This window comes from Kitasatospora sp. NPDC057500 (assembly GCF_042802195.1).
Classification (GTDB): domain Bacteria; phylum Actinomycetota; class Actinomycetes; order Streptomycetales; family Streptomycetaceae; genus Kitasatospora.
Genome location: NZ_JBHVER010000022.1, coordinates 10,172 through 33,413, shown reverse-complemented (window position 1 = coordinate 33,413; position 23,242 = coordinate 10,172). Strand labels below are relative to the sequence as shown.

20 protein-coding genes are annotated in these 23,242 nt (G+C 74.7%); 11 read left to right on the top strand and 9 right to left on the bottom strand.

From position 1 onward, the window contains the following. Positions 1 to 7 precede the first annotated feature (7 nt). Entirely contained in the window at positions 8 to 598 is a 591-nt protein-coding gene (locus ACFU74_RS07530) for a hypothetical protein (RefSeq protein WP_380753258.1), read from the bottom strand. Between the two features lie 154 nt (positions 599 to 752). Here ACFU74_RS07530 and ACFU74_RS07525 point away from each other — a divergent pair, with 154 nt between their 5' ends. The 5 genes from ACFU74_RS07525 (at position 753) to ACFU74_RS07505 (ending at position 6,980) form a co-directional block, all read left to right on the top strand. Further along, entirely contained in the window at positions 753 to 1,964 is a 1,212-nt protein-coding gene (locus ACFU74_RS07525; protein ID WP_380753255.1) for a sensor histidine kinase, read from the top strand. Next, positions 1,961 to 2,611: a response regulator gene (locus tag ACFU74_RS07520; RefSeq protein WP_380753252.1), complete on the top strand. Its 651-nt coding sequence runs from the start codon at positions 1,961 to 1,963 to the stop codon at positions 2,609 to 2,611. Before ACFU74_RS07525 ends, ACFU74_RS07520 begins: the two co-directional genes overlap by 4 nt. Positions 2,612 to 2,789: 178 nt before the next feature. Beyond that, a complete protein-coding gene (locus tag ACFU74_RS07515; protein WP_380753249.1) occupies positions 2,790 to 3,659 on the top strand; it encodes a 3-hydroxyacyl-CoA dehydrogenase family protein in 870 nt (289 codons plus the stop codon). A gap of 350 nt (positions 3,660 to 4,009) precedes the next feature. Further along, on the top strand, positions 4,010 to 4,342 hold the full coding sequence (locus ACFU74_RS07510) for an STAS domain-containing protein (protein WP_380753246.1): 333 nt from the start codon (positions 4,010 to 4,012) through the stop codon (positions 4,340 to 4,342). 205 nt (positions 4,343 to 4,547) lie between these two features. Further along, a complete protein-coding gene (locus ACFU74_RS07505) occupies positions 4,548 to 6,980 on the top strand; it encodes an ATP-binding protein (RefSeq protein ID WP_380753243.1) in 2,433 nt (810 codons plus the stop codon). Between the two features lie 9 nt (positions 6,981 to 6,989). Here the strand turns inward: ACFU74_RS07505 and nucS are convergent, their stop codons facing one another. Further along, positions 6,990 to 7,649, bottom strand: a complete 660-nt coding sequence (gene nucS / locus ACFU74_RS07500; protein ID WP_380753240.1) for an endonuclease NucS — start codon at positions 7,647 to 7,649, stop codon at positions 6,990 to 6,992. A 504-nt stretch (positions 7,650 to 8,153) separates the two neighbouring features. Here nucS and ACFU74_RS07495 point away from each other — a divergent pair. Then, positions 8,154 to 8,546: an SCO5389 family protein gene (locus tag ACFU74_RS07495; protein WP_350553075.1), complete on the top strand. Its 393-nt coding sequence runs from the start codon at positions 8,154 to 8,156 to the stop codon at positions 8,544 to 8,546. Between the two features lie 41 nt (positions 8,547 to 8,587). Here ACFU74_RS07495 and ACFU74_RS07490 read toward each other — a convergent pair whose 3' ends face one another. Further along, positions 8,588 to 9,904 carry an LLM class flavin-dependent oxidoreductase gene (locus ACFU74_RS07490; RefSeq protein WP_380753237.1) on the bottom strand — a complete coding sequence of 439 codons (1,317 nt, stop codon included), beginning with the start codon at positions 9,902 to 9,904 and terminating at the stop codon, positions 8,588 to 8,590. A 226-nt stretch (positions 9,905 to 10,130) separates the two neighbouring features. On the opposite strand from ACFU74_RS07490, the gene ACFU74_RS07485 reads away from it, so the two are divergent. Continuing rightward, complete coding sequence (locus tag ACFU74_RS07485) at positions 10,131 to 10,454, top strand: ATP/GTP-binding protein (protein ID WP_380753234.1); 324 nt, start codon at positions 10,131 to 10,133, stop codon at positions 10,452 to 10,454. A 14-nt stretch (positions 10,455 to 10,468) separates the two neighbouring features. Here the strand turns inward: ACFU74_RS07485 and ACFU74_RS07480 are convergent, their stop codons facing one another. Then, on the bottom strand, positions 10,469 to 11,233 hold the full coding sequence (locus ACFU74_RS07480; protein WP_380753231.1) for an ABC transporter permease subunit: 765 nt from the start codon (positions 11,231 to 11,233) through the stop codon (positions 10,469 to 10,471). A gap of 1 nt (position 11,234) precedes the next feature. Continuing rightward, complete coding sequence (locus ACFU74_RS07475) at positions 11,235 to 12,239, bottom strand: ABC transporter ATP-binding protein (RefSeq protein WP_380753228.1); 1,005 nt, start codon at positions 12,237 to 12,239, stop codon at positions 11,235 to 11,237. A gap of 91 nt (positions 12,240 to 12,330) precedes the next feature. On the opposite strand from ACFU74_RS07475, the gene ACFU74_RS07470 reads away from it, so the two are divergent. Then, the gene (locus ACFU74_RS07470; RefSeq protein ID WP_380753225.1) at positions 12,331 to 13,128 is read left to right on the top strand and encodes an alpha/beta fold hydrolase; all 798 of its coding nucleotides are present in this window, start codon (positions 12,331 to 12,333) and stop codon (positions 13,126 to 13,128) included. Continuing rightward, a complete protein-coding gene (locus ACFU74_RS07465; protein WP_350553087.1) occupies positions 13,125 to 13,445 on the top strand; it encodes a hypothetical protein in 321 nt (106 codons plus the stop codon). The genes ACFU74_RS07470 and ACFU74_RS07465 overlap by 4 nt, the downstream gene beginning before the upstream one ends. A 69-nt stretch (positions 13,446 to 13,514) precedes the next feature. Here ACFU74_RS07465 and ACFU74_RS07460 read toward each other — a convergent pair whose 3' ends face one another. The 3 genes from ACFU74_RS07460 to mce form a co-directional block, all read right to left on the bottom strand. Then, complete coding sequence (locus ACFU74_RS07460; RefSeq protein WP_380753222.1) at positions 13,515 to 14,444, bottom strand: cellulose-binding protein; 930 nt, start codon at positions 14,442 to 14,444, stop codon at positions 13,515 to 13,517. A gap of 107 nt (positions 14,445 to 14,551) precedes the next feature. Then, the gene (locus ACFU74_RS07455; protein WP_380753219.1) at positions 14,552 to 19,135 is read right to left on the bottom strand and encodes a hypothetical protein; all 4,584 of its coding nucleotides are present in this window, start codon (positions 19,133 to 19,135) and stop codon (positions 14,552 to 14,554) included. 494 nt (positions 19,136 to 19,629) lie between these two features. Beyond that, positions 19,630 to 20,064, bottom strand: a complete 435-nt coding sequence (gene mce, locus ACFU74_RS07450; RefSeq protein ID WP_380753216.1) for a methylmalonyl-CoA epimerase — start codon at positions 20,062 to 20,064, stop codon at positions 19,630 to 19,632. Positions 20,065 to 20,331: 267 nt separating this feature from the next. Between mce and ACFU74_RS07445 the strand changes: the two genes are divergently transcribed. Both ACFU74_RS07445 and meaB read left to right on the top strand, forming a co-directional pair. Then, positions 20,332 to 21,525: an acetyl-CoA C-acetyltransferase gene (locus tag ACFU74_RS07445; RefSeq protein WP_380753213.1), complete on the top strand. Its 1,194-nt coding sequence runs from the start codon at positions 20,332 to 20,334 to the stop codon at positions 21,523 to 21,525. An 86-nt stretch (positions 21,526 to 21,611) separates the two neighbouring features. Further along, complete coding sequence (gene meaB / locus ACFU74_RS07440; RefSeq protein WP_380753210.1) at positions 21,612 to 22,568, top strand: methylmalonyl Co-A mutase-associated GTPase MeaB; 957 nt, start codon at positions 21,612 to 21,614, stop codon at positions 22,566 to 22,568. Positions 22,569 to 22,617: 49 nt separating this feature from the next. Here meaB and ACFU74_RS07435 read toward each other — a convergent pair whose 3' ends face one another. Continuing rightward, the gene (locus ACFU74_RS07435; protein WP_380753207.1) at positions 22,618 to 23,142 is read right to left on the bottom strand and encodes a MarR family winged helix-turn-helix transcriptional regulator; all 525 of its coding nucleotides are present in this window, start codon (positions 23,140 to 23,142) and stop codon (positions 22,618 to 22,620) included. Positions 23,143 to 23,242: the final 100 nt, after the last annotated feature.

Here is a 23,242-nt window from a genome sequence, read left to right as displayed (position 1 = left end):
CCACGCGCTAGCGCTGCTGCTGGGGGATCCGCCAGCCGACGATCCGGCCGTCCTCGACGATCGCGCCGGCCGGCGGCTCCTTCGGCCGGAGGGTGTAGCTGACGGCGATCGCGGTGTTCACCGCCGCGGCGATGCCGAGCTTCCAGTACCACTGGTCGAACACCTCGGTGCCGGCGGCGTCGGTGAACAGCTTCAGCGCGCTGATCAGGGCGAAGGTGATCGCCACCGAGACCAGCGTGCGCCGGCAGACCACCCACTCGTAGCGGCTGCGCGCGGTGCCGTACTTGGGCGCCGGCAGCGGCTTGGGACCGCCCGCGAAGCGGTGCAGGAAGCGGGCGTCGGCCCAGCGGACCACCGACGGGCCGTAGCCGACCGAGAAGCCCAGGTAGCTCGCGGCCAGTGCGTGCGTCCACGAGGCGGTGGCGCCGCCGCGCAGGTCGAGGAAGGTGAGCAGGAAGAGCGCCAGGTCGATCACCGGCAGCCCGACCAGCAGGACGGTGCTCACCTCGCGCCACCGCAGCAGGTAGCGGGTGGCGAGGCCCAGCGCGAGGACCACCCAGAAGGCGGCCTCGGCGGCGAGTATCAGGGTGACGATCATGGTCTCCTCCGGGACTCGGTGACGTTTCCAGGCTCCCGGAGCGCCCTCGCGCGCGCGTCGTCACCGGGGACGGGCCCGGGCTGCATCTTTCGATGTACGGCCGCTCCTCCCGGCACCCGAGCCGCCGGGCCGCCGGGAGTGATCTGATGGGGGCGTGCGCAGACCCACCTTCACCCCGCGGCAGGTCGACGGGGCGATCGCGCTCGCCGGCCTGCTCGGCGGACTGCTGCTGATCGCCTTCCAGGTGTACGACCACTCCTCGGCCGTGCCGCGCTGGCAGGTGCTCCCGGCGCTGCTGGCGATGGCGGCCCTGGAACTCGTCCGCCGCACCAGGCCGGTCCTGATCGCGACGCTCGGCGGCCTGGTCTTCGCCGGGAGCATCTTCACCGGCGCGCTGCTGGCGACCACCATGATGTACACCGACCTGCTCTACGCGGCGGTGGTGTACGGCCCCCGCCGGATGTCGCCGGTCCTCCACGTGACCGGCACCGCCTCGGTGCTGGTGCTGACCACCCTGACGTTCGTCTACAGCGACTCGGCGACGGCGGTCGCGGTGGTCGTGATCACCACCCTGGTCTTCCTGGGCCCGTTGTGGACCGCCGACATCGTGCGCAAGCACCGGCAGGAGGCGGAGGCCCAGCGGCTGCGGGCGGAGCAGACCGCGCTGCTCTCGGAGATGGACCGGCGCGAGGCGATCGTCGCCGAACGCGCCAGGATGGCCCGCGAGTTGCACGACGTGGTGGCCAACCACCTGTCGGCGATCGCGATCCACGCCACCGGCGCGCAGTCGGTGGCACGGCGTCAGCGGCGGCCGGCCGACGATCCGGTGGTCGAGGTGCTCGGGGTGATCCGGGAGAACAGCGTCCAGGGGTTGGCCGAAATGCGCCGCATCATCGGCCTGCTGCGCGACAGCGGCGGCGGCGAGGCCGACGAGTCCTACGCCGCGCCGGACCTGTCGGCGGTGGACGCGCTGCTCGCCAAGGCGCGGGCGGCCGGGCAGGACGTCGGTCTGGCCTTCGAGCTGACCGAGCGGGGCGAGCGCGGCGAACTGCCGGTGCCGGTGCAGCTGGCCGCGTACCGGATCGTGCAGGAGTCGCTGACCAACGCGCTCAAGCACGCCGGCCCGGGCGAGGTGCGGGTGCTGCTGGACTTCCGCCCCGAGGAGCTGCGGATCGCCGTGGACAGCCCGTACCGCCAGGGGGCGGGGCGGGAACTGCCGGGCGCCAGGGCCGGGCTGGTCGGGATGGCGGAGCGGGCCTCGCTGCTGGGCGGCGGGTTCGAGGCCGGGCCGCAGGACGGCCGCTGGAGCGTGCGCGCGGTGCTGCCGCGCGCGCTGTCGACGGAGGAAGGAACGGGACGGGCATGACGATCCGGGTGGTGGTCGCGGAGGACCAGGCGGCGGTCCGGGCGGCGCTGGTGATGATCCTGCGGGCCGAGCCCGGCCTGGAGGTGGTCGGGCAGGCGGCGGACGGCGAGGAGGCCGTCCGGCTGGCCCTGGAACTGCGGCCGGACGTCGTCCTGATGGACGTGCAGATGCCCCGGCTGGACGGCGTGTCGGCGACCCGCCAGGTGGTGGCCGCCGGGGCGGCGCAGGTCCTGGTGCTGACCACCTTCGACCTGGACGAGTACGTCTACGGCGCGCTGCGGGCCGGGGCGGCCGGGTTCCTGCTGAAGGACCTGGAGGCGGACACCCTGGTCGAGGGCATCCGCACGGTGGCGCGCGGGGACGGCATGCTGGCGCCCTCGGTGACCCGGCGGCTGATCGGCACCTTCGCCCGCCCGGACCGGGCGGTGGGGCCGGAGGTGCGGGCGGCGGTGGAGGGCCTGACACCGCGCGAGCGGGAGGTGCTGGCCTGCATCGGCGCCGGCCTGTCGAACGGTGAGATCGCCGGGCGGCTGGAGATGGCGGAGGCGACCACCAAGACGCACGTCAGCCGGATCCTGGCGAAGCTGCGGCTGCGCAGCCGGGTGCAGGCGGCGATCCTCGCCCAGGACCTCGGACTGATGATCTGACCGACCGATTTGCTCAGGTGACAAGGTCGGTTGCAGATCACACCCTCGGATGGCACCACGGGCCCCGTTCGGGCACTAAAGTCCGGCCCATGAGCGATGCGGCTCGGTGGGCGACCCCTGCCTTGAGCCGCCTTCGGGGCCCGCCCATCCGGGCGGCGACGGCATCGGGAGACCAGCCATGAGCAGTGCGTCCAGCAAGCAGATCGCGGTGATCGGGGCCGGCCTGATGGGTGCCGGGATCGCCCAGGTCTCCGCCCGGGCCGGGCACCCGGTGGTCCTGCGCGACGTCACCGAGGAGGCGCTGCGCCGCGGCCTCGACGGCATCCGCGCCTCGTACGACAAGTTCGTCTCCAAGGGGAAGCTCACCGCCGAGGACGCCGAGGCGGCGCTCGGGCGGATCACCACCACCACGGACCTGGGCGCGGTCGCCGAGGCCGACATCGTGGTCGAGGCCGTCTTCGAGCAGCTGGACGTCAAGGAGGGCGTCTTCAGGGAGCTCGACAAGCTCGCCAAGGACGGCGCGGTGCTCGCCTCCAACACCTCCGCCATCCCGATCACCCGGATCGCCGCCGCCACCTCGCGCCCCGAGTCGGTCGTCGGCGTGCACTTCTTCTCGCCGGTGCCGCTGATGAAGCTGGTCGAGCTGGTCCGCGGCTACAAGACCAGTGACGGGACGCTGGCCGCCGCCCGGGCCTTCGCCGAGGGCGTCGGCAAGGAGGTCGTGGTGGTCAACCGCGACGTGGCCGGCTTCGTCACCACCCGCCTGATCACCGCGCTGGTCGTCGAGGCCGCCAAGCTCTACGAGTCGGGCGTCGCCACCGCCGAGGACATCGACACCGCCTGCCGACTCGGCTTCGGCCACCCGATGGGCCCGCTGGAGACCGCCGACCTGACCGGCGTGGACATCCTGCTGCACGCCGCGCGGAACATCTACGACGAGACCCAGGACGAGAAGTTCGCCGCCCCGGAGATCATGGCCCGGATGGTCACCGCCGGTGACCTCGGCCGCAAGAGCGGCCGCGGTTTCTACCCGTACCAGGGCAAGTGACCCCGCGCCTGCGAGCCGAACGGGCGAGCAGCAGCCCCGGGTGAGTTTCCTCACGCCGGCTGTCCGGACGGGTGATTTGGGCGGTAATCGAGCGTAGGTGTGGAGAGTTCCTGCGTATATTCCCTCGGACGAGTGAAGTTGCTTCAGATCCGCTCGCAACCAGCAACCCAGTGGGCCGGCTCGCCGTCAGATGGATGACGGGGAACCCGGGATTCCGGCCGGGGCCGGTGCGTGGGGCCGCGGGCCCGCCCGGCGCCCGGACCGCACCGCCCCCACCGCCGTCCCGGCCCGAGACCGCCGGCGACACCCGTACACCCCGTTCCCAGGCCCGCCACGCGGAGGAGGAGAGCATGCGCATCACCGGCGACCACGCGGCGCTGGCCATCGAAGGCCGCCTCGACGTGCGCACCGCCGCCGACGCGCGGGCCCGGCTGCACCAGGCCGTCGACGGCGGCCTCGGCGACCTCGTCCTCGACCTCGCCCGCCTGGAGTTCTGGGACGCCACCGGCCTCGGCGTGATCATGGGCACCCACCGGCGGGCCGGACGGATCGGCCGGCGCCTGGTGCTCCGGTCCGTTCCCGCCCAGCTCCAGCGCCTGCTGGTGGCCACCCGGCTGCACCGCATCCTCGCCGTCGAGGGCGCCACCGCCGACCCCCGCGGCGCCACGCTCCCCGCCCTCTGACTGCCCGCCGGCCCCTCTCCGACCGCCCGCTGAGCCTCCTCTGACCGCCCGTCGGCCCCCGGCCCGGGAACCGTCGGGGCACGACGCTGCGCGGGCGGGGGCGGATGTGCGAGAGTCTGGCGTCAGGACACGGCCCGCGCGGCCCGGCCTCGCCGGGGCGCCGGCCGGTACGGGTTGACGGCGCGAGCGTGGGGCGGAGCAGAACGTGGCACAGCCAACCGGTGACTTCCGGCAGGAGTCCGTGCGCACCCGGAGCGGTGAACTGGTCTCGGGGGGCCTGCTGGTGACCATCGGCGGCCCGGAGGGCTCCGAGGTGCGCCCCTGCCCCGAGGAGTGGCGCCCCCGGCCCCGCCGAACCGGCCCCGCCGCGCCCGCCCGCGGCCCGGCCGGCGACACCGGCCGCCAGGTCGGCCCGCTCGCCCTCGGCGCCGGGCCCGCCGACCTGCCGCTGCTCGACCGCGAGGCGGACCTGGCCCAGCTGCTCGCCATGCTCGCCGAAGGCCGCTCGATACGCCTGGTCGGCCAGGCCGGCTCCGGCCGCAGCGCCCTGCTGTCCGCCGTCGCCGCGGCGGCCGGCGACCTCGCCCCCGACGGCGTGGTCCGGCTCTGCGGCCACCGCCGTACCGCCGCCGACCTGCTCCAGGACCTCTTCGCGGCCACCCACCACGCCCCCGGCTACCGCCCCGACCCCGGGCAGCTCGTCGAACACCTCGCCCGGGTCAGCGCGATCGTCGTCATCGACGAGGTCGCGCCCGCGGGCGCCGAACTCGAGGCGCTGCTCGGCGCCGCCCCCGACAGCGCCTTCCTGATCTCCGTCGCCCCCGACAGCCCGCTGCTCCCGGCGGACTCCCGGCTCCGGGACCACCTGGTCGCCGGCCTCTCCCGGCCCGCCTGCCTGGCCCTCGCCGCCCGGCTGGCCGGGCGGCCGCTGGACGCCGCCGAGAAGGCCTGGGCGGTCGACCTCTGGTTCGAGTCCGAGGGCCTGCCCCTGCGCTTCGTCCAGGCTGCCGCGCTGCTGCGCCAGCGGGACGTCGAGGTGGACGCGCTGGTCGCCGCCGAGGACGACCGGATGGACGTCTTCGGCGCGGTGGAGGAGCCCGTCCACGACCCCGACCCGGCGGTCCGCGAGGCCGCGCTGCGCGACACCGTGCCGCTGCCCTCGGTCGCCGAGTCCACCCGGCCCGCCGTCCGGCTCGCCGAGGGGCTGAGCGAGACCGCGCAGGCCGTGCTGCGGCTCGCCGTGGCGCTCGGCGGCGAGTGCCCGACCGCGCCGCACCTTCCCGCGCTGATCGACGTCGGCCAGGGCGAGAGCGCGCTCGCCGAACTCGCCGACGCCGGGCTCGCCGCCCCGATCGGCGGCCACCACCGGCTCACCGCCGGGGCGCTGGAACTGCTCGCCCCGCACTGGCCGGCCCGCGGCAGTGCCGACGGCGCGGCCCAGCACTTCGCCTGGTGGGTCGGCCACTCCTCGGTCTCGTCGGCGCAGATCGCCGCCGAGGCCGAGGTGGTGGTCGGCGCCCTGCTCGCCGACCAGACCGCCGGACGGCACGAGGCGGTGCTGCGGCTGGCCCGCGCCGCGGCCCCCGCGCTGGCGCTGGCGCTGCGCTGGGGGGCCTGGGAGCGTGCTCTGCGGCTCGGCCTGGAGGCCGCCCGGCGGACCGGCGCCAGGGCCGACGAGGCCTGGTTCCACCACGAGCTCGGCGTGTACGCGGTCTGCGTCCATGAACCCGGCCGGGCCACTGCGGAGTTGGAGGCCGCGCTGGCGCTGCGCAGCGCCCTCGGCGAGCCGCGCGGGGTGGCCGGGGCGCGCCGGATGCTCGACCTGCTGCGTGCCGAGGGCCGGCAGCTGCCGCCCGCCGCGCCGGCCAAGGCGGCGCCGGTCCGCCGGCCCGGGCTGCGGGCCATCACCCGGGTGCCGCTGCGGTTCGGGAACCGGCGCACGGCGATCGCCGCCTCGGCGGCGGTCCTGGCGCTGGGTGTGCTCGGCACGGCGGTCGGGATGACCGTCGGCGGCGAGGGCCAGGGCCGCGACCCGCACAGCAGCAGCGACGACGGCTCCGTCCTGCCCGGCGCGGACGCCTCGCCGCGCTCCACTGCGCCCCGGCCGTCGGCGTCCTCGCCGTCCCCGCCCGCCGCACCGCCCGTCGACGCGCCCGCGGAGGGGACCGGCGCGCCGGTGTCCGGGGAACCGGCGGAGGAGCCCGGGCCGAGCGGCCCGACCGCCTCCCGGACGCCGTCCGGCTCGCCGTCGGCGTCCGCGTCGAAGAGGCCGAGCCGTTCGCCGGGACCGGGGGAGAGCACCACCGCGGCCCCGACGCAGGCACCGGTCCCGAACCCGCCGCAGCCCCCGGCGGGCGGCTCCGACGGCGGTACGTCGGGCGGTGGCGCCTCGGGCGGCGGGACGACCGGGGGCGGCACGAGCGGTGGCGGCGGGACGACCACCGGCGGTACGACCGGGAGCACCGGGAGCACCGGCGGCGGCACCCCGCCGACCGGCGAGACCAGCCCGCCCGTCACGACGCCGACCGCGCCCACCCAGCCCCCGACCACGACCCCGACGCCCACGGAGACGCAGACGCCGCCGGGCTCGGCGAGCCCGACGGCGTCCACTACGGCTCCGTCGCCGACCGGTCCGTGACCGGCCCGGTCAGAACAGCTTCAGCTTGTCGTCGTCGATGCCGCGCAGCTCGTCGTAGTCCAGCACCACGCAGCCGATGCCGCGGTCGGTGGCCAGCACGCGCGCCTGCGGCTTGATCTCCTGCGCGGCGAAGATGCCCTTCACCGGCGCCAGCAGCGGGTCCCGGTTGAGCAGCTCCAGGTACCGGGTGAGCTGCTCGACGCCGTCGATCTCGCCGCGCCGCTTGATCTCGACGGCGACGGTCGTGCCGTCCGCGTCGCGGCACAGGATGTCCACCGGGCCGATCGCGGTCGGGTACTCGCGGCGGATCAGCGACCAGCCGGAGCCGAGCACCTCCATCCGGTCCGCGAGCAGTTCCTGGAGGTGCGCCTCGACGCCGTCCTTGATCAGACCGGGGTCCACGCCGAGTTCGTGCGAGGAGTCGTGCAGCACCTCCTCCAGCGTGATGATGAGCTTCTCGCCGGCCTTGTTCTCCACCGTCCAGACCCCGTCGGCCTCCTTGAGGGCGCACGGCGGGGACATCCAGTTGAGCGGCTTGTAGGCGCGGTCGTCGGCGTGGATGCTGACGCTGCCGTCGGCCTTGACCAGGATGAGCCTGGTGGCGGAGGGCAGATGGGCGGAGAGCCGACCGGCATAGTCGACTGAGCAGCGGGCAATTACGAGACGCACGGTCGACCACGCTAGCCCACCGGGGCCAGTTGATGCGATTCCACGACGACCGGGTGAAGAATCCGCGAACCCCGCCACCATGGATGGCCTGCGATCCCGCGAAAGCCTGTCGGCACCCTGGCGGCCACCCCCATAGGCCGCTACGGTGTGTGACGGATTGCTTGCGGGAGCGCTGTCAACGGGGATGGAGACTTCAGATGAACGATCCGACAGGATCCGGCCAATGTGGTGCACCCGGGCGCATTCCCGGAGCAATCAGCAGGAATCACCGGCCTGGCTCGTCGTTGACTGCCACGCTGTTCTGAGCGGCCGGCGCCCCCGACCGATGTCCCTCAGCGGTCGACGGCGCCCCCGCGTCGGCGCGGTGCCGGAAACCCGGCCGTCCGACGGCGTCACACCCGTCCGACGGTGCTCCGGACACCTACGCGTCCCCACCCTCACCCTCAGCTTGGACTACGCATCACCACCCGGGCGCCGCGCGGGTGGACCGCGAGAGGAGAACCCATGTCGCTCGACGTCTCACCGGCCCTGCTGGAGAAGGCCGAGCGGGACGAGGTCGACGAGCGGGAGTTCGTCGACTGCGTCCGCGTCTCCCTGCCCTACGCCTGGGACCTGATCAGCTCGCTGGTCGCCCGGACGAAGGTCGACGGCACCGACTTCGCCGACAACCAGGTACCGCCGCCCAGCGAGCAGGCCCGCGGCCAGCTCCTGCGGGCGCTCGCCAGCAATGCCATCCGGGGTGCCCTGGAGCGGCATTTCGGTGTCGAGCTGGCCTTCCAGAACTGTCACCGGGTGGCGGTGTTCCGGCCGTCCTCCGCCAACAAGAAGCGCTACGAACGCTTCACCTCGGTCCGTGAACAACTGCTCAACCAGTCCGACGAGCTCAGGGACTGCTGATCGTGGCCGTGGCCGTGGCGGCGGCCGCGACTCGGCTCACCTCAGCCCAGCTGGGGTAGGACCTCGGAGCCGAGCCGGGCGATGTTGTGCAGGGTCGCCTCCCGGTCGCCGCTGCCCTCGGCGAGCAGGGCGAAGCGGCGGATGCCGGTCCGTTCGGCGGTGGCCAGGAGCCGGTCGGCGCACTGCTGGGGCGTCCCGACCGCGTGCAGGTCGCAGAGCAGTTCGGTGTACTGGCGCGGGTCGCGCATCTTGCGCTCCCGGCCGTCCACCGTGCGGTGCGCACCGAGCCCGAACTCGAACCAGCCGGGCATCGCGCGCAGCAGGGTGGCCCGGGCCGCCGAGGTCCGGTCGTCGACCTGGGCCACCCCGGCCGCGACGTGCTGGCGGCTGACCCGGCGCAGCTGTTCCTCGCCGCGTCCGGCCGCCAGCCAGGCGGAACGATACAGCTCCAGCATGTGCAGCTTGTCCTCGTCGCCGGAGTGCATGCCGAGCAGCATCGGCAGGCCGCGTTCGGCGGCGCTGCGGACCCCGCCGGGCGAGGTGCAGGCGACGATCACCGGCGGTCCGGCCGGCGGGCGCCCGGCGGTGGTGAGCTGTTCGACGGCGGGGCCGTCGGCGTCCTGGCGCTGACGCGGGAACCGCAGGACGCCGGTCCGGTCGTCGAGGCCCAGCCAGGCGCCGAGGTCGGGGCGCCGGGGCGGCTCGGTGGCCCGGGGCACCACGGCGACCTCGGGGAAGCTGAACTGGGGTCCGGCCGCGCCCACCCGGGAGCCGCGCAGCCAGCGCAGCAGCAGGTCGAGCCGCTCGGGGAAGCCCCCCTCGAAGGCGTCCACGCCGCTGCCGAAGACGTCCAGGTCGATCCACGGGCCGCCGCGGCCCACTCCGAGCGTGAAGCGTCCGCCGGACGTGAGGTGGAGCAGCGCGGCCTGTTCGCCGAGGGTCACCGGGTGCGTGGTGGAGAGCACACTGACCGCCGTGCCGACGCCGATCCGCCGGGTGCGGCCGAGCAGCAGCGCGGCCAGCGTGGCGGCGTTCGGGCAGACCCCGTACGGGACGAAGTGGTGCTCGGCCAGCCAGACGCTGTCCAGTCCCGCCTGCTCGGCCGCGACGGCGGCGCGCACGGTGCGGTCCAGTGCCTCGCCGTGCGTCTGGCCGGGGAACTGCGCGGAGAGCAGGAACGCGCCGACCCGGACGGGTGCGGTGTCCGCGGTGGCGGTGCCGGCGCGCTGGGCGGACGGCAGCGGGGTGCCGGCGGTGGCGGTGACGGCCGCGCCGGCGGCGGTCAGCGTCTGGCCGGGGGCCGGCGGGCGGACGCCGACGGGCCGGCGGGTCTCGGCGCGGGCGCTGGTTCTGGTCATTCTGAGGCCTCCTCGGGTGCGCGCAGGGTCTGCGGGCCCCGCCTGTCCCCTCGTGAGTAGCCGATGTCATGTGCCAATGGCACGTCGGCGCACCAATTTCCCGGAGAAACGGGTGGATCTCGGGGGAAACACCCGATCATCCCCCGATGCCGTGATAGTGGCCCGGATGGGTGGTGACCGGCCGTAGGCTGGAACGGTTCCCGCAACCCGTAGAGAGGTAGCCGCCGTGTCGCCCCGACGCAACCGGATCAAGAGCGCCGCCGACCGCGACCCGGCGGAGCCGGGCGCACCGCTGGGCGGCTCGATGCGCCGGACCGAGAACTACCAGGGCGACGACTGGGTGGTGCAGACGGTCGCCGGCACGGCCGGCCGGTACTACCGCTGCCCGGGCTGCGACCAGGAGATCCCGCCCGGGACGGGCCATGTGGTGGCCTGGCCGATGCACGGCGCCGGGGTGGACGACCGCCGGCACTGGCACCGGGCCTGCTGGGGCGCGCGGGAGCGCCGGGCCTCGAACCTGCTCCGCGGCCGCGGCGCCCCCCGGTACTGACCCGGCCGACGCCGTCAGGCGTCGCGCTTCTTCAGCACCAGCGCCCCGCCGACCAGCGCGGCGAGCGTCCAGGCGAGGCAGATGACCAAGCCCGCCCAGGGCCCGTACGGCTGGTCGTGCTGCTCGTAGACCAGCAGCATCCGGGAGCCGGCGTAGTCGGGGAAGTAGTGGGCGACGGTCTTGGCGCCCGGCACCGCCGAGAGGATCGGCGAGAGCAGGAAGAAGAACGGCACCAGCACGCCCAGCGCCAGCGTCTGGTTGTGCAGCATCGCGGTGACGCCGGCCGAGAACAGGCAGAGCATCGTGAGGTAGAGCGCGGCGCCGAACACCGCGCGCAGCACGTGCGGCTCGCCCAGTGAGGTGGAGTGGTCGCCGAGCAGCGCCTGGCCGGCGAAGAAGGTGAGGAAGGCCGTCACCAGCGAGACGGCCAGCGCGAGCGTGCCGAGCACCACGGCCTTGCCGGTGAGCAGGGTGCCGCGCTGCGGGACGGCGGCCAGGGTGACCCGGATCATCCCGCTGCTGTACTCGTTGCCGATCGCCAGCACGCCGAAGACGATGATGGCCAGCTCGCCGAGCATGATGCCGGCGAAGGCGGTGCCGGTGGCGTCGAAGGGCGAGTCCTCGTCGGCGAACTCCTCGAAGTTGTTGTTGGTGAGCAGGGACAGCAGCGCGCCGACGACGAGGGTGACCACGAGGGTCAGCGCGAGCGTCCAGACCGTCGAGCGGACGCTGCGGATCTTGGTCCACTCGGAGCGCAGGACCGCGGGGAAGGACGCCATCTCAGTTCTCCTCCGTGCTGCGGGAGGCGGGCCGTCCGGTCCGGCCGCCCTGCCAGTCGGCGCCCCAGGCGCCGGGTGCGCCGGCCGCGTCGCGGCCCGGTCCGTCGCCGGCGTGGTACTCGACCGCGTCGGCCGTCATCTGCATGAACGCCTCCTCCAGCGAGGCCTGCTGCGGGCTGAGCTCGTGCAGCACCACGCCGTTCGCGGCGGCGAGTTCGCCGAGCGCGGCGAGTTCGCCGTCGATCACCTCGTAGGAGCCGTCCGGGCCGGCCTCGTGCCGCAGCCCGGCGCCGGCCAGCACGTCGAGCAGCCGCTCGGGCTGCGGGCTGCGCAGCCGGACGGCGGAGCGGGAGTTGCGGCGGATGAACTCGGCCATCGGCAGGTCGGCGAGCAGCCGGCCCTTGCCGATGACCACCAGGTGGTCGGCGGTGACGGCCATCTCGCTCATCAGGTGGGAGGAGACGAAGACGGTGCGGCCCTCGGCGGCGAGGCGCTTCATGAGGTTGCGGATCCAGAGGATGCCCTCCGGGTCCAGGCCGTTGACCGGTTCGTCGAACATGACGATCTCCGGGTCGCCGAGCAGCGCGCTGGCGATGCCCAGGCGCTGGCCCATGCCGAGCGAGAAGCCGCGGGCGCGCTTGCGGGCGACCGGGGTGAGGCCGACCAGGGCGAGCACCTCGTCCACCCGGCGCTCGGGGATCCGGTTGCTCTGGGCGAGCCAGAGCAGGTGGTCGCGGGCGGTGCGGCCGGGGTGCACGGCCTTGGCCTCCAGCAGCGCGCCGATGTACTTGAGCGGCTCGCTGAGCTGTCCGTACCTCTTGCCGTCGATGGTGACGCGGCCGCCGGTGGGGCGGTCGAGGTCGAGGATCATGCGCATGGTGGTGGACTTCCCGGCGCCGTTGGGCCCGAGGAACCCGGTGACCACCCCCTGCGGGACCTCGAAGCTCAGCCGGTCCACGGCCAGGGTCGTGCCGTAACGCTTGGTCAGGTCGTGCAACTCGATCATGGCGACTCCTCACTCTCCGTCAGGGTATGACAAAACGGACAAGTCAGCCTGCTGAGTGGGCCCGCCGGGCCCACCGGAATACGGTGGCCCCATGACCCAGCTCCCCTCCGCAGTGTCGGTCCGCGAGAGCGGTACCGGAACACCCCTCGTGCTGTTGCACGCATTCCCGCTCAACGCCGCCATGTGGTCCGCCCAACTGGACGCGCTGCCCGGCCCGGCCGGGGACCGGGCCCGGGTGATCGCCCCCGACCAGCGCGGCTTCGGCGGTGCCGGGCTGGGCCCGGAGGAGCCCTCGCTGGAGGCGGTGGCCGACGACGTCGTACGGCTGCTGGACGCCGCCGGGATCGACCGGGCGGTGCTCGGCGGGATCTCCATGGGCGGCTACGTGGCGATGGCCTTCGCCGAGCGCCACCCCGACCGGCTGGCCGGCCTGCTGCTGGCCAACACCAAGGCCACCGCCGACCCGCAGGCCGCCAAGGAGAACCGGGAGCGGATCGCCTCCGCCGTACTGGCCCGCGACAGCGTGCGGCTGCTGCTCGACGAGCGGATGGCGCAGGGCCAGCTCGCCCCGGGTTCGCAGCACCTGGCCGACCGGGTGCAGGAGCTGATCGCCGCCGCCCCGCCGGCCGCCGTCGCCTGGGCGCAGCGGGCCATGGCGGTCCGGCCGGAGCGCCTGGACGTGCTGGCCGGGCTGCGGGTGCCGGCCGCCGTGGTGGCGGGCGCGCAGGACGCGCTGATGCCGCTCGCCGAGGCGGAGCTGATGACGCGGGCGCTGGCGGACGCGGAGCTGACGGTGCTGCCCGGGGTCGGCCACCTGAGCGCGATCGAGGCGCCGGAGGCGTTCGACGCGGTGGCGCTGCGGCTGCTGGAGCGGGTGGCGGCGGGATGAGGGAGGAACGGGCGGAGACCGGCGGCTGGGACTTCTCCGCGCTGGAGGTGACCGGCCGGATGCCGGTGACCAACCGGGCCGAGGGGCTGCTCGAACTGACCCTGGAGCCGCTGGGCGAGGACTACTGGCTGCGCCCGGGGGAGACGTTCATCGTCACCTCGTACGGGGACTACGGCCCCGGGCACCCCTTCGAGGTGCAGTACTGGCCGGACTCGGTGTCGGTCTGGTGCACCTCGTGGTTCGGAACGGTCTCGGACGACGAGGGCAACCAGCTGAGCTGCGGGCACCAGCGCCCGGACGGCGCCTACCCGCGCTGAGGCGGTGCCGGGGAAACGGGACGGCCCCCGCCCGGGGAGGGCGGGGGCCGTCCTGGCTCGCGGGCCGGGTCAGCGCGACTGCTGGGCGGGCACGCCCATGGTGTCGTCGTTCGGCAGCGAGGCGGCGGCCACGGCCGCACCGGTCAGCGTCGCCAGCATCTCGCGGACGTTGGTCAGCTGGGCGTTGATGCTGTCGCGGCGGTTGGTGAGCGCCGCCAGCTCGCGCTCGGATTCGCTGCGGATGCGGTCGGCCTTGGCGTTGGCGTCGGCCACGATGTCCTCGGACTGGCGCTGGGCCGTCTCGACGGTCTGGCGGGCGCGGCGCTCGGCGTCGGTGCGCAGCTTCTCGGCCTCCAGGCGCAGCTGCTCGGCCCGGTGCTCGATCTCGGCCAGCCGCTTCTCGGCCTTGGCCTGACGGGCGGCCAGGTCGCGCTCGGACTGCTCGCGGCGCTTGGCCAGGTTGGTCTCGAACTCCAGCGCGGCCTGGGCGGCCTTGGTGCGGGTCTCCTCGAAGAGGGCGTCCGCCTCCTCGCGCTTGTTCTGGGCGTCCTTGTTGGCCTCGGCCCGCAGCTGGGCGGCGTCGCTCTTGGCCTTGTCGACGATCCGCAGGCCCTCGTCCTCCGCCTTGGCCTTGCGGTCCTTGGCGTAGTTCTCGGCCTCGGTGCGGACCTGCTGGGAGGCCGCCTCGGCGAGCTCGCGGTGCTGCTCGGCGGCGCGGTGCGCCTCCTCGCGCAGGTCCTTGGCCTCCTCCTCGGCGAGCCGCAGGATCTTCTCGACCCGGGCACCGAGACCGGCGTACGACGGCTCCGACTCCGCGACCGCCGCCTGGGCGGTCTGGGTCTCCAGGTGGAGCTCCTCGATGCGCTTCTCGAGCGCGCTGATCCGGGTCAAGGCACTGTCACGGTCGGCCACCAGCTTGGTGATCCGCTCGTCGACCTGGGCGCGCTCGTACCCACGGCGCACCAGGTCGAAGCCGTGAGGGGAGTGACTGTCGCTCATGGGGTTCTGGGCTTCCTGTCGTCAAACCGCTGAGGTGGTTGAGGGAATCCTGACACGGTACCGGAGTGTCGGCGACGAAACGCCGTTGTCCCGCGGACAATGTCCGCTCAATCGGGTGGTGCGTTCTTGGAGCGATTGCCACCCGACCGGGGAGAGCCAATTCCGGCACCGGCCTTGGCACCCCCGTCCTTCTTGGTGCTGCTCCCCCCGTTGGCCTGCGCGACCGGTGACGGCGCCTCGAAGGCCTCCAGGGCGGACAGCACGTCCTGCACCCTGGAGATCTCGGTGTTGATGTCCTTGCGGCGGCGCACCAGTTCGTCCAGCTCGCGCCGGCCCTCGTCGGTGGCCCGCTTCGCCTCGGCCCGCGCCTCGGCGAGCAGCCGCTCGGCCTCCGCCTTCGCCAGTTCGATCTGCTCCTCGGCGGCCCGGTCGGCGGCCCGCACCCGCTTCTCGGCCTCGGCCGACGCGGTCTCCAGCCGCTCCTCCGCCTCGTCCTGGGAGGACTTCAGCTTGGCCTCGGCCTTGATGATCAGGGCCTCGGCGCGGTCGGTGGAGCTGGCGAGCTTGGTCTCGGCCTCCTTCAGCAGGCCCTCGGCCTTGCGGACGGCCGACAGCCGGACCTTGCTGGCCTCGGCGGACGCCTCCGAGGTCAGCTCGTTGGCCCGGTCCTCGGCGGCCGCGACCAGCGCCGCGGCCCGGTCCTCGGCCTCGGCGACGGTGGCCACCGCCTGCTCCTCGGCCTCGGTCAGCTGCTCCTGGGCGGCCGTCACCAGCGCGTCCACCCGCTCGCCGGCCGACTTCATGGCCTGCGCGTTCTCCTTGCGGGCGCGCTCGTGCAGGGCCTCCACCTCGGCGTCGGTGCGCTCGCGCAGCTCCTCGGCGCGCTCGCGGATCGCGGTGGCGTCCCGGCGGGCCTCGGAGAGCAGCGCGTCGGCGTCGGCCCGGCCCTTCTCGACGGCGTCCTGTCCGGCGGCCTCGCCGGCCGCGACCAGCCGGTCGGCCTCCTTGCGGGCGGCGGCGACCATCGCGTCCGCCTGCTCCTCGGCGGCGGCGGTGGTGGCCAGCGCGGTGGTCCGGGCGTCCTCGCCGAGCGACTCGGCGTCGGCGAAGGCCTTCTCCAGCACGGACTTGGCCCGTTCGCGGGTGGCCCTGTCGAACTGCTCGGCGGCCTCGCGGACCTCGGTGTCGTAGGCGTCGGCGCGGCTGTGGGTGGCCGTGTCGTAGTCGTCGGCGAGGGTGCGGGTGGCGAGCGCGTACTCCTCGGCCTCGGCGCGCAGCGCGGCGGCGAACTCCTCCGCCTCGGCGACGGTCGCGGCGGCCCGCTCCTCGCCGGCGGCCACCGTCCGGGCGGCCAGCCGCTCGGACTCGGCGCGCTGCTGGTCGGCGGCCTCCTGGGCGGCGCGCAGGGTGTCCTCGGCCTCGGCGCGCAGCTGCTCGTCGTAGGCCTGCGCCTCGGCGCGCTGCCGGGCCAGCTCCAGCTCGGCGGCCTCGCGGTCGGCGGCCAGCTCCAGCTCGGTCTGCTCGCGCAGGGCGGTCGTCTCGGCGGCGGTCCTGGCCCGCAGGTCGGCGGTCTCGCGCTCGGCGGTCTCGCGCAGCCGGGCCGTCTCCTGCTCGGCGACGGCGCGCAGCTCGGCGGTCTCCCGGTCGGTGAGCGCCCGCAGCTCGGACGTCTCGCGATCGGCGAGCGCCCGCAGTTCGGTGGTCTCCCGGTCGGCGGTGTCGCGCACCGCGGCGGCGGCCCGCTCGGCCTGCTCGCGCAGCTCCTCGGCGTCCCGCTCGGCGGCGGCCCGCAGGTCGGCGATCTGCTGGGAGGCGGTCTCGTGCAGCCCGGCCACCGACTGGCGGACCTCGGCGGCCTCCTCCTCGGCGGTCTCGACCAGCGCGGCGGCCTCGGTCCGGCCGGCCTCGACGAGCTCCTCGCCGTCGTGCCGGGCCTGCTCCAGCTCCTCGCCGGCCTCGGCGCGGATCGCCGCGGCGGTGGCGCGGGCCTCGGACAGCTCGCGGCCGGCCTCGGCGCGCACCGTCCCGGCCTGCTCCTCGGCGAGCGCCAGCTCGGCCGCACCCCGCTCGCGCAGCTCCTTGGCGGCGGCTTCGGCCTGCTCGCGGCGCTGCTCGGCGTGGGCGTCGGCGGCTTCGCGGACGGCGGCGGCCTCGGTGGCGGTGCGCTCGGTGAGTTCCTCGGCGGCGGCTTCGGCTTCGGCGCGGCGCTGTTCGGCGGCGGTTTCGGCGGCTTCGAGGGCGCGTTCGGCCTCGGCCTGGAGGCGGGCGGTTTCGGTGGCGGTGCGTTCGGTGAGGTCGGCGGCGGTGGTCTCGGCCTCGGTGCGGACGTGTTCGGCGTGGGCGTCGGCGGCCTCACGGACGGCGGCGGCCTCGGCGGCGGTGCGCTCCGTCAGCTCCTCGGCGGCGGCCTCGGCCTGCTCACGCGCGGCCGTGGCGGCGGACAGCTGCTCGGCGGTCTCCTCGCGCTCCCGGCGCAGCCCGGCGGAGGCCTCCTCGCGCTCGCGCCGGCTCTCCTCGCGCAGCGCCTCGGCGGCGGCCTCGGCCTCGGCCCGGGCCCTGGCGGCCTCGGTGTCGGCCTCGGTGCGCACCCGCTCGGCGTCGGCCACCGCGGCGTCGCGCACGGCGCTCGCCTCGGCCTGGGCGTCGGTCCGCAGCGCCTCCGCGGCGGCGCTCGCCCCGGCGCGCACGCGCTGGTCGAACTCCGTTGCCTCGCGGCGCAGTTCGACGGTCTCACGCTCGGCGGCGGCCCGGTTCTCGGCGGCCGCGGCCTTGGCGGCGGTGAGCGCGTCCCGGCCCTGCTGCTCGGCGGCGGCGGTGGTCTTCGCGGCCTCGGCGCGGGCCCGCTCCAGGGTCTGCTCGGCGCGGCCCTGGGTCTCGGCGGCCTGCTCCTTGGCCTGCTCGCGCAGCCGCTCGATCTCGGCGGCGGCGCCGGCGCGCAGCTCGTCCGCGTCGGCCTTGGCCTTGGTGAGCAGCTCCTCGGCGCTCTTCGCCGACTCCTCGATCTGCAGCACCGCCTGCCGGCGGGCCTCGCCCCGCACCCGGTCGGCCTCGGCGGCGGCCTGGGAGCGCAGCTCCTCCGCCTCGGCGCGCAGCCGGGCGGCCTCGTCCTGCATCTCCTGGATCCGCTCGCGGACCGCGGCGGCGTCGTCCAGGGCGGCGTTCTGGGCGGCCTCGACGGCGGCCTGCGCCTGCTCGCGCAGCCGCTCAGCCTCGGCGGCGGCCTCGGCGCGGATCCGCTCGGCCTCGGAGGTGGCCCCGGTGCGGGCGGCCTCGGCGTCCTGGCCGGCCCGGTCGAGCATCTCCTCGGCGGTCTTGGCGGCCTTGGCCAGATGGGCGGCGGCCTCCTTGGCGCCGGCCGCCCGGCCGGTCTCCTCGGCCTCGCCGCGCAGCTGCTCGGCGGCGGCCTCGGCCTGCGCCCGCAGCTCGGCGACGTCCCGGTCGGCCTGGGCACGCAGCTCGGCGATCGCGGCCTCGGCCTCGGTGCGCAGCTGACCGGCCACCGACTCGGCGGTGGCGCGCAGCCGCTCGCTCTCCTCGGCGGCGGCGGCCTTGGCGGCCTCCGCCTCGGCCTGCTTGGTGGCGGCCTCGGCGCGGATCGCGTCGGCCTCCTTGGTGGCCTGGGCGACCATCCGGGCCACCTCGGCGCGGGCGGTCTGCGAGCGCTGCTCGTTGGCGGCCTCGCCGTCGGCGGCCTTCCGCTCGGCGGCGGCCTCGGCGTCGGCCTGCAACTGCTCGGCGGCGGCCTCCGCCCGGGCGCGCAGCTCGGTGGCCTCCTGGCGGGCGCGCTCGGCCTCGGCAACGGCCTCGGCGCGCAGCCGTGCTATCTCCGCCTGGGCGTGGTCCAGCTCCTGCCGGGCGCGGGTCTGCTCGGCGGCGGCGGTCTCCTTGAGCCGGCCGATCTCGGCCCGGGCGGCCGCCAGCTGCTGCTCGGCGGCGGCGTGCGCGGCGGCCAGCTGCTGCTGGGCCTCGCCCCGGGCGGCGTCCACATCGGCGGCGGCCTGGGCGCCGGCCTGCTGGGCCTGCTCGGAGGCGGCGCGCAGCAGCCGTTCGGCGTCGCTCTGGGCGCGCTGGAGGGCGGCCTCGGCGGCGGCCTGGGCCTCGCCGCGGGCGGCGTCCACGTCGGCGGCGGTCTGCGCGCGGGCCTGGTCGGACAGCGCCGCGGCCTCGGCGCGGGCAGCGGCCATCATCCGCTCGGACTCGGCCCTGGCCTCCTGGAGCAGGCGCTGGGCCTCCTGCTCGGTGCCGGCCCGGGTCTGCTCGGCCCAGCTGACGTTCTCGTTGACGTGCTGCTCGGCGCTGCGCCGCAGCTCGGCGAGCTCCTCCTCCAGCTGGCGGCGGCGGGCGGCGAGCTCGGCCTCCAGCCGGGCGGTGCGCTCGGCGGCCTCGGCCATGATCCGCTGGGTGGCGGCCTGGGAGTCGCGCAGCTGGCGCTCGGCGTCGGCGCGCAGCTGCTGGGCCTGCATCTCGGCGGTGCGGAGCATCTGCTCGGCCTGGCCGGACACGGCGTCGAAGGCGCGCGGCTGGGCGAGCATGCGGCGGGACTCGTGCAGCTTGGCCCGCAGCACCTCCACCTGGTAGGCGAGGTCCTCGGCATGCTCGACTGCCTTGTCCCGCTCCTTCCGAGTCCGATCCATCTCGGCCTCGAACTGGGAGAGGTGATCGTCAACCTCGTAGCGGTCGTAGCCCCGCACTCCGCGGTCCCATCCATCTCCTGGTCGCGTCCTCGACCCGGCCGGTCCGCGCTCCCGTTGTCCGGGCACGGTCCGACTGGTCCTTGCATCCGCGGCCGTCCGGACATCCCCCGCCTAGCCGGGGACGCCCGCCGCGTGTCGGAGTCCTGGGGCGTGGGAGCGCGGTCGATCCGCGTTCCCCCGTCCGGGTGGACTCCTGGGCGAACTCTTGCCTTGTGGAGAATGGTGACAGATCCGTCTTGCGACTGTTCAGCCGTGCCCGCGTAATGGACTCCCCTGCGACGGGCCTCCCACCGGGGCGGACGGGCCTGTCTTCGGCCGTGCCCGTCGTCCCCGTCCCCCGGAGTCTTCGCGCACCTGGGCATTGTAGTGGGAGCGTCCTGCGGGGGAATGGCCGCGTGGGGGTTTTCCGGGTTGCCCGGTGAGATTACTGACGGGTCATGAGGGCGGCGGGGCGGCGGACGGGCGGTCGCCGCCCCGCGCGGCGGCGGACCTCAGTGGGCGTCGGGCCCGGCGGCGGTGACCAGCTCGGTCAGTACCCCGCCGCAGTCCTTGGGGTGCAGGAAGGTGATCCGCGAGCCCATCGAGCCGGTGCGCGGCTGCTCGTAGAGGACCCGCACGCCCTTGGCCCGGATCTCCTCGGAATCGGTGTCGACGTCGGCGGTGCCGAAGGCGATGTGGTGGACGCCCTCGCCGTTCTTCGCCAGCCACTTGCCGACCGGGGAGTCCTCGCGGATCGGCTCCAGCAGTTGGAGGTAGGAGGCGCCGCCGTCGCCGGTTTCGTTGATCTTGAGCATGGCCTCGCGGACGCCCTGCTCCTCGTTGACCTCGCTGTGGAAGACCTCGAAGCCGTAGGTGGCGCGGTAGAACTCGACCGTCTTGTCGAGGTCGCGGCAGGCGATGCCGATGTGGTCGATGCGGGTGAGCACGGGGGCCTCCGGTCTGGGGCTGGTGCGACAGGACGGCAACAGTGCAGCGCATGCCGGACGGCGGCGCCAGTGATCGGGGTGCGAATCTGCTCACACGGGCGGGGCGGCGGGGTTCACCCGGATCGGCGCGGCGCGGTGTTGACTGGGTGGTGCCGGACGCGGCCTAGTGCGCTCGATCACATCTTGGGTCCGCTGACGGGCGGGTAACAGGTCAGTACATTGAGCGGAATCCTCCACCTGGCCAAGACGCGCGAAGGGGCTCGTCCCATGACCAACACCACCTCAGTGATCGTTGCCGGGGCGCGGACCCCGATGGGCCGGCTGCTCGGCTCCCTCAAGGGCTTCTCCGGTGCCGATCTCGGCGGCTTCGCGATCAAGGCAGCGCTGGAGCGGGCCGGCATCACCGGCGAGCAGGTCCAGTACGTGATCATGGGCCAGGTCCTCCAGGCAGGCGCCGGCCAGATCCCGGCCCGCCAGGCCGCCGTCCGGGCCGGCATCCCGATGAACGTCCCGGCGCTCACCATCAACAAGGTGTGTCTCTCCGGCCTGGACGCCATCGCGCTCGCCGACCAGCTGATCCGGGCCGGCGAGTTCGACGTCGTGGTGGCCGGCGGCCAGGAGTCCATGACCAACGCCCCGCACCTGCTGCCGAAGTCCCGCGAGGGCTACAAGTACGGCGCGATCGAACTGCTCGACGCGATGGCGCACGACGGCCTGACCGACGCCTACGAGAACATCCCGATGGGCGAGTCCACCGAGAAGCACAACACCCGCCTGGGCATCCCGCGCGACGTCCAGGACGAGATCGCCGCCGCCTCGCACCAGCGGGCCGCCAAGGCGCAGGCCGACGGCGTCTTCGACGCCGAGATCGTCCCGGTGGAGATCCCGCAGCGCCGCGGCGAGCCGGTCGTGTTCAGCCAGGACGAGGGCATCCGCGCCGACACCACCGTCGAGGGCCTGGCCAAGCTGCGCCCGGCGTTCACCAAGGACGGCACCATCACCGCCGGCACCTCCTCGCAGATCTCGGACGGCGCCGCCGCCGTGGTCGTGATGAGCAAGGCCAAGGCCGAGGAGCTGGGCCTGAGCTGGATCGCCGAGATCGGCGCGCACGGCAACGTCGCCGGCCCGGACAACTCGCTGCAGTCGCAGCCGTCCAACGCGATCAGGCACGCGGTCGCCAAGGAGGGCATCGCCGTCGAGGACCTCGACCTGATCGAGATCAACGAGGCCTTCGCCGCCGTCGCCCACCAGTCGACGAAGGACCTCGGCGTCTCCTCCGAGATCGTCAACGTCAACGGCGGCGCCATCGCGCTCGGCCACCCGATCGGCATGTCCGGCGCGCGCGTGGTGCTGCACCTGGCGCTGGAGCTGCAGCGCCGCGGCGGCGGCGTCGGCGCGGCCGCGCTCTGCGGCGGCGGCGGCCAGGGCGACGCGCTGATCGTCCGGGTGCCCAAGGCCTGACGACCGCGGCGGAACGACCGATTCACACCGGGGCTGCGGACCGCCACAAGCGGTCCGTGGCCCCTCGGCGCAAGGAGCAGCCACCCATGATCGATGTGCCGACCCTGGTCGAGCAGGCCCGGCAGGGCCGTCCGCGGGCGGTCGCCCGCCTGATCTCGCTGGTCGAGAACGCCGCGCCGGAGCTGCGCGAGGTGATGGCCGCGCTGGCGCCGTACGCCGGCCGGGCCTACACGGTGGGCCTGACCGGCTCGCCGGGCGTGGGCAAGTCCACCTCCACCTCGGCGCTGGTCTCCGCCTACCGGCGGCTGGGCAAGCGGGTCGGCGTGCTGGCGGTCGACCCGTCCTCGCCGTTCTCCGGCGGCGCCCTGCTCGGCGACCGGGTCCGGATGCAGGACCACGCCACCGACCCCGAGGTGTTCATCCGCTCGATGGCCACCCGCGGCCACCTCGGCGGCCTCTCCTGGGCCGCCCCGCAGGCGCTGCGGGTGCTGGACGCGGCCGGCTGCGACGTGATCCTGGTGGAGACGGTCGGCGTCGGCCAGTCCGAGGTGGAGATCGCCGCGCAGGCCGACACCACGGTGGTGCTGCTCGCCCCCGGGATGGGCGACGGCATCCAGGCCGCCAAGGCCGGGATCCTGGAGATCGGCGACGTGTTCGTGGTCAACAAGGCGGACCGGGACGGCGCCGACGCCACCGCCAGGGAGCTGAACCACATGCTGGGCCTGGGCGAGGCCCGGGAGGCGGGGGACTGGCGCCCGCCGATCGTGAAGACCGTCGCGGCCCGGGGCGAGGGCGTGGACGAGGTGGTCGAGGCGCTGGAGAAGCACCGCGCCTGGCTGGACGAGCACGGCGAGCTGGCCGTGCGTCGCCGGCGGCGGGCCGCCGACGAGATCGAGGCGATCGCGCTGGCCGCGCTGCGCGCCCGGATCGGCGACCTGCACGGCGACCGCCACCTGGCCACCCTGGCCGAGCAGGTGGTGGCCGGCGGGCTGGACCCGTACGGCGCGGCCGACCGGCTGGTGGCCGGGCTGACCGCACACTGACCGGAGGCCGGCACCCCGCAGGTGGGGTGCCGGCCTCCGGCCCGTCCGCTCAGCCGCGGCCGCGCAGGCCCCGCAGGTGCTCGGCGACGGGCGCCAGCGCCTCGTACATCGCGTCGAGCTGCTCGGGGGAGAAGCGGTCGATGAAGTGCGCCCGGACGCTGCGCACATGGCAGGGGGCGACCCGCTGCATGGTCTCCCAGCCCTGCTCGGTGAGGTGGGCGTAGAGGCCGCGGCGGTCGCCGGGACACTCCTGGCGCAGCACGAGGCCGGCGTTCTCCATCCGGGTGATCTGGTGCGAGAGCCGGCTCTTCGACTGGAGGGTGGCGGTGGCCAGGTCGGTCATCCGCATCCGCCGCTCGGGGGCCTCGGAGAGCACGACCAGGATCTCGTAGTCGTTGATCGCCAGGTTGTGCGGCTGGAGTTCACGGCTGAGCTGGTAGTCCAGCAGCTTGGCGACCTCCAGGTGGGCGCGCCACAACCGCTGCTCCCGGGCGGTCAGCCAGGGGGTCTCCTCCTCGGACCGCTCGGACGGCGGGACAGAGATGTCGGCGGGGTCGATCGTGTGCGTCTCCATGGACCCAGGATACCGCATTTAGTTCAATGTTGTACGACTTTACCGGCGTTCACGTTCGACGGCCGCCGTGATCCGGCCACGGCGCGGCGGGGTCCTCCGC

Bases quoted from the DNA above. Each gene is read 5' to 3' on its own strand.
- ACFU74_RS07495 (WP_350553075.1), top strand. From the start codon at position 8,154: ATGTCGCTCGACGTCTCACCGGCCCTGCTGGAGAAGGCCGAGCGGGAC.
- ACFU74_RS07530 (WP_380753258.1), bottom strand. From the start codon at position 598: ATGATCGTCACCCTGATACTCGCCGCCGAGGCCGCCTTCTGGGTGGTC.
- ACFU74_RS07480 (WP_380753231.1), bottom strand. From the start codon at position 11,233: ATGGCGTCCTTCCCCGCGGTCCTGCGCTCCGAGTGGACCAAGATCCGC.
- ACFU74_RS07515 (WP_380753249.1), top strand. From the start codon at position 2,790: ATGAGCAGTGCGTCCAGCAAGCAGATCGCGGTGATCGGGGCCGGCCTG.
- ACFU74_RS07475 (WP_380753228.1), bottom strand. From the start codon at position 12,239: ATGATCGAGTTGCACGACCTGACCAAGCGTTACGGCACGACCCTGGCC.
- ACFU74_RS07490 (WP_380753237.1), bottom strand. From the start codon at position 9,904: ATGACCAGAACCAGCGCCCGCGCCGAGACCCGCCGGCCCGTCGGCGTC.
- ACFU74_RS07435 (WP_380753207.1), bottom strand. From the start codon at position 23,142: ATGGAGACGCACACGATCGACCCCGCCGACATCTCTGTCCCGCCGTCC.
- ACFU74_RS07510 (WP_380753246.1), top strand. From the start codon at position 4,010: ATGCGCATCACCGGCGACCACGCGGCGCTGGCCATCGAAGGCCGCCTC.
- ACFU74_RS07470 (WP_380753225.1), top strand. From the start codon at position 12,331: ATGACCCAGCTCCCCTCCGCAGTGTCGGTCCGCGAGAGCGGTACCGGA.
- ACFU74_RS07520 (WP_380753252.1), top strand. From the start codon at position 1,961: ATGACGATCCGGGTGGTGGTCGCGGAGGACCAGGCGGCGGTCCGGGCG.
- ACFU74_RS07460 (WP_380753222.1), bottom strand. From the start codon at position 14,444: ATGAGCGACAGTCACTCCCCTCACGGCTTCGACCTGGTGCGCCGTGGG.
- meaB (WP_380753210.1), top strand. From the start codon at position 21,612: ATGATCGATGTGCCGACCCTGGTCGAGCAGGCCCGGCAGGGCCGTCCG.
- ACFU74_RS07445 (WP_380753213.1), top strand. From the start codon at position 20,332: ATGACCAACACCACCTCAGTGATCGTTGCCGGGGCGCGGACCCCGATG.
- ACFU74_RS07465 (WP_350553087.1), top strand. From the start codon at position 13,125: ATGAGGGAGGAACGGGCGGAGACCGGCGGCTGGGACTTCTCCGCGCTG.